Consider the following 5,201-nt stretch of genomic DNA (forward strand, 5'->3'; position numbering starts at 1 on the left):
GGCGTCAGCTCGCCGGCGGGCGCGGTGGCGTGCGGCCGGCGCACCGACCGCAGCCGGCCGAGCGCGGCGAAGTCGGTCTAGTCGTTGCCCGACATGGGCAGGGCGTCGACCACGTGCACCTCGGCGGGCAGCACCGCCGCGGGCAGCCAGCGCAGCAGGGGCTTGAGCACCTCGTCCCGGGTCGGCGGCGGCGCGTCCGGGTCGGCCAGCTCGACCCAGGCGACGAGCCTCAGGGGCTCGCCCTCGGCCTGGACGGCGGCGGCGCGCACCGCGGGCCGCTCCTCCAGCAGCTTGCGGACCTCGCCCAGCTCGATGCGGTTGCCCAGCACCTTGACCTGGTCGTCCACCCGGCCCAGGCACTCGACCAGGCCGTCCTCGCGCAGCACGACCCGGTCGCCGGTGCGGTACATCCGCGCGTCGGGCCCCTCGCCGTGCGGGTCCGGCAGGAAGGCCGCGTCGGTGCGCTCGGGCTGACCGAGGTAGCCCAGCGCCACGCCCGCGCCGGCCACGTACAGCTCGCCCGGGACGCCGACCGGCAGCTCCTCCCGGTGCGCGCCCAGCACGTAGGCGCGGGTGCGGGGCAGCGGCACGCCGATGGCGGGCGCCCGGCCGTCGGACAGGTCCACCGGCGCGAAGGTGCTGATGCAGGACGCCTCGGTCGGGCCGTAGATGTTGCGCATCGGCACGCCCCAGCGGTCCAGGCACTCCCGGGCCAGCGTGGTGGGCAGCCCCTCGCCGCCGACGTAGAGGGTGCGCAGCGCCGTGGGCGCGTCGTCGGTGTCGGCGTCGAGGACCGCGCGCAGCAGGCTCGGGGTCATCGAGGTGACGGTGGCCCCGCGCAGCAGCCGGGCCAGCGCCGTGGGGTCGCGCCGCTCCACGTCGTCGGCGAAGACCAGCTCGGAGCCAGCGATCAGCGAGCGGAACACCTCGTGCGTGGCGCCGTCGAAGGAGGTGGACCAGGTGCACAGCACCCGGTCGGCCGGGCCGAGGTCGATGTCCCGCGCCCACCACACGGCGGTGTTGAGCATGCCGCCGTGCGGCACCAGCACGCCCTTGGGCCTGCCGGTCGTGCCGGAGGTGTAGATCACCACGGCCGGTTCGCGGCCGGTCAGCACCGGGGAGGGCCGTTCGGGGACGTCTTGCGCGGCGCGCAGCTCCTCGACGCGGACGGCGTCCACGCGCGTGCCGTGGGCGGCGAGGAGCGCCGCGCCGGCGTGGTCCACCAGCACGACCTCCGCGTCCAGCTCGGCGAGCACGTGGTCCAGCCGGTCGGCCGGGGTGTCCAGGCCCAGCGGCGCGTACGCGGCGCCCGTGCGCAGCGCGCCCAGCCAGCCCGCGACGAGCGCGGGACCGCGCGCGGCCAGCACGGGGACGAAGGAGCCGGGACCCGCGCCGCGGTCGGCGAGGTGGTGCGCCACGGCGCGCGACCAGGCGTCCAGCTCGCGCCACGACACGCCGTCGCCGGCGGCGCTGACCGCGGTGGCGTCGGGGTCGGTGAAACCGCGGCCGACCAGGTCGAGCACCGACACCGCGTCGCCCAGGTCCTGGTCGGCGCCGACGAGGACGCCTTCCCGGGACGCGCCGAGCGGCAGCCGCGCCACGGTGGTGGCGGGGTCGCGGACGGCCGCGGTCAGCAGGGTGAGGAAGTTGCCGGCGAGCCGCGCCGCCACCTCGGCGGAGTAGACGTCGGTGTCGAACTCGACGCGCCCGCGCGGGCTGCCCTGCTCGTCCTCGACGATGAGGATCAGGTCGAACTTCGCCGTCCCGGTGGGCAGCAGTTCCGGCGCGCCCCAGCGCCCGTCCGCGCTCGGGGCGGGCATGTTCTGGAGCGCGAAGCCGATCGTGGCCGTGCCGCGCGAGGTGCGCGCGGTCAGCCGGTCGAACGGGATGCGCTGGTGGGTGAGCGACTTGAACGCCTCGGTGCGCACCCGCTTGCACAGCTCGGCGAACGCCAGGTCCGGCTCGGGGCGGCAGCGCAGCGGCACGGTGTTGACGAAGAAGCCGACCAGCTCCTCGACCGAGGCGTGCGGGCGGTTGGCGGTGACCGTGCCCACGAGGAAGTCGTCGCGGCCGGACCACCGCTGGAGCACCGCCTGGTAGGCGGCGAACAGCACCACGAACGGGGTGGCGCGCAGCGACCTGGCCAGGTCGTGCACCCCGCTCCACAGGTCGGCCGGGATGGGGAAGACGTGCTCGTCGCCGGGCCGGTCGCCGTCCGCCGCCGCGACGCGCGGGCGGGCGGGGCCCAGCACGAGGTCGCCGGGCACCTCGTTCAGCTCCTCGGCGCGGTTGGCGAGCAGCGCCTCCATCGCGGGCGAGTCGGTCACGGCCCGGTCCCACACCGCGAAGTCCGCGTACTGGACGGGCGGTTCCGGCAGCGCGGCGGGCCGGCCGGACTCGACCGCGTCGTAGGCCGCCGCGAGGTCCGCGAACAGCGAGGGCAGCGACCAGCCGTCCACCGCGATGTGGTGGACCACCAGCAGCACCAGGTCCCCGCCGGGCACGCCGCGCCACACCGCGCAGCGCAGCGGTGGCCGGGCGGCGAGGTCGAAGCCCCGCCGGGCGAGCACGGCGGCCTCGGCGCGGGCGCGGTCCCGCGCTCCGTCCACCCCGGACAGGTCGACGACCTCGACGTCCGGTTCGCCGGTGTCGCCGATCTCCTGCACCAGCGCGCCGTCGCGCAGGTGGTAGGTCGTGCGCAGCACCTCGTGGCGGTCCACGACGGACCGCAGGGCGGCCCGCAGGGCGGCGGGGTCGACGGTCCCGCGCCAGTTCAGCAGCAGCGGGACGTTGTAGGTCGCGGAGCCGGGCGCGGCGGCGTCGATGAACCACAGCCGCTCTTGGGCGAACGAGAGCGGCGCGACGCGAGCACCCAGCCTGGTGGGGCCGGAAGGCAGGTCATTCACGCGTGGGATCTCCGAATCGGGCATGGCGAGGACACCACGGGTCGCGGTGCGACCCGTGGCGCGTCGGGACGTGCGGTGTGCCCCCGGCCGGGCCGGGGTGACGGTGGTCGGCGGGGTGCCGCTAGGGCTTGGCGGCCACCCGCTCGCCCACCCGGTCGGCCAGTTCGGCCAGCGAGTCGGCGAGCAGGACGTCGGTGGGCTCCACGTCGACCGCGAGGCGCTCGCGGAGCCGCGACGCCAGCTGGATCGCGAGGATCGAGTTGCCGCCCGCGTCGAGGAAGTTGTCCTGGGCTTCCACTGTGGACACGCCCAGCACCTCCTTCCAGACGAGTTCGACCTGTCCCGTCACAGTTGAGGAGGCGGGTGCGTCGGCGGTGGATACACCTTTTTCGGCGTTCCCGTGGAATTCGCTCCGGAAGGGCTCGAACAGCCGGGCGCGGTCGACCTTCCCGGTGGGACCGTAGGGCAGTCCACTCAGGACGTGCCAGCGCGTGGGCGCCATGTACGCGGGCAGCGACCGCGCCAGGGCCTCGCCCAGGGCGGCGGGCAGCGCGTCGGGGTCCCCGCGGTCCGGTCCGGGCAGCACGGCGCAGGCCAGGCAGGCGGAGGGACCCTCTCCCAGCTTCTCCACGAACGCGGCGTCGACCAGGCCGGTCGCCAGGACGGCCCGCTCGACCTCCTCCAGCTCGATCCGGAAGCCGCGCAGCTTGACCTGCCGGTCCCGGCGGCCCAGCACCTCCAGCGCGCCGTCGGGCAGGGCCCTGGCCAGGTCGCCGGTGCGGTAGACCACGCCGTCGCCGTCCGGTGCGGGCACGAAGCGCTCGCGGGTGAGGTCGGGGCGGTTCAGGTAGCCCAGCGCCACCCCGGGCCCGCCGACGCACAGCTCACCCGTCGCACCGGGTTCGACGGGCCGCAGGTCGGCGTCGAGCACGTGGACCGGGGTGTCCTGCAGGGGGAACCCGACCGGGACGCGGTCGCGACCCGCCAGCGAGTCGGGCGTGCAGTCGTAGTAGGTGGCGAAGGTCGTCGTCTCGGTCGGCCCGTAGCCGTTGACGAGCCGGTCGGGCGGGTCCTCGGCCAGCACCCGCAGGCAGGCCGCCAGGTCGAGCTGCTCGCCGCCGACGACGACGGTCCGCAGGCCGCGGAACGCGCCGGGCCGCTCCCGCGCGACCATGTGGAACAGCGAGGTCGTGAGGAACATCGTGGTGATGCCCTCGGCCCGCACCAGCTCCACCCAGTCGTCGAGGCGCAGCTCGGTCACGGCCGGGAAGACGACCGCGGTGGCGCCCGCGGTGAGGGTGTGCCACAGCTCGAAGGTGGTGGCGTCGAAGGCGGGGTTCGAGGCGTTGGCCACCCGGTCGCCCGGTTCGACGGTGCAGTACCGGGCATTCGTGACGAGTCGGACCACCGCGCGGTGCGGCACGAGCACGCCCTTGGGCCTGCCGGTCGAGCCGGAGGTGAAGTTGACGTAGCAGGGGTCGTCGCCGGACGCCCGGACGTCGACACCGCGCCCCTCGTCCTCCCCCGCCCCGGCGTCCGCCCCGGCGTCGCGGAGGTCGGTGGCGGTCAGCGTGGTGCGGGCGCCGGCCTCCTCCAGCAGCACGGCGCGGCGGTCGGCGGGCGCGTGCGCGTCCAGCGGCAGGTAGGCCCCGCCGGCGCGCACCACGCCGAGCAGCGCGACCACGAGGTCCACCGAGCGGCCCAGGTCGACCGCGACCACCTCGCCGCGCCCGACGCCTCGGAGCGCCAGGTCGGCCGCGAGGCGCCCGGAGCGCGCCCACAGTTGTCGGTAGGTCAGGGATTCCCCCGTGCGGGGCGAGCGCACGGCGCACGCGTCCGGTCGGATCCGGACGTGGCGCCACACCAGCTCCGAGAGCCCGGAGGTCCCCCGTCCCCGCTCGTGCTCGTACTGCGCGCGCTCCACGGCGCGCGCTCCAGTTGGTGCCAAAGCTTCCCCCAGTGGCAACGACGCCCTCACGGCGTCTGAGCGACCGCAACGCTAGGTGAACATAGGATGAACGGCCAATAGACCGTTCGTGGCAATAGGGAAAACAAATGTCCTTTACTTGGCCTTGACCCACGCCTCCCTGCTTACGAGGCGTGACTCCCGTTAGGCCGATCAGTGATCCATAGGCGGTCGATGAACCCCGCCGAAAGACCCTTGCGGGAGCACGGGCCTCCGGTACGGTCCTCGCCCGTGACTCGACTAGCGTTTCTCGGACTGGGCCGAATGGGCTCGCTCATGGCAGGCCGCCTGGTGGCGGCGGGCCACGAACTCACCGTGTGGAACCGCAC

The 5,201-nt window shown here is 74.9% G+C and carries 3 protein-coding genes; 1 reads left to right on the forward strand and 2 read right to left on the reverse strand.

Features of this window, described 5'->3' with window-relative positions; genetic code table 11:
- Window positions 1-77: 77 nt before the first annotated feature.
- Together ACFV4N_RS39455 and ACFV4N_RS39460 are read right to left on the reverse strand one after the other, a co-directional pair.
- Window positions 78-2,906: a non-ribosomal peptide synthetase gene (locus ACFV4N_RS39455; RefSeq protein WP_499677796.1), complete on the reverse strand. Its 2,829-nt coding sequence runs from the start codon at window positions 2,904-2,906 to the stop codon at window positions 78-80.
- 121 nt (window positions 2,907-3,027) lie between these two features.
- Entirely contained in the window at window positions 3,028-4,830 is a 1,803-nt protein-coding gene (locus ACFV4N_RS39460) for a non-ribosomal peptide synthetase (protein ID WP_499677797.1), read from the reverse strand.
- 216 nt (window positions 4,831-5,046) lie between these two features.
- Here ACFV4N_RS39460 and ACFV4N_RS39465 point away from each other — a divergent pair.
- On the forward strand, window positions 5,047-5,201 hold a 155-nt coding region (locus ACFV4N_RS39465), incomplete at its 3' end, for an NAD(P)-binding domain-containing protein (protein WP_499677798.1).

The organism is Actinosynnema sp. NPDC059797 (assembly GCF_042732085.1).
Lineage (GTDB): Bacteria > Actinomycetota > Actinomycetes > Mycobacteriales > Pseudonocardiaceae > Actinosynnema.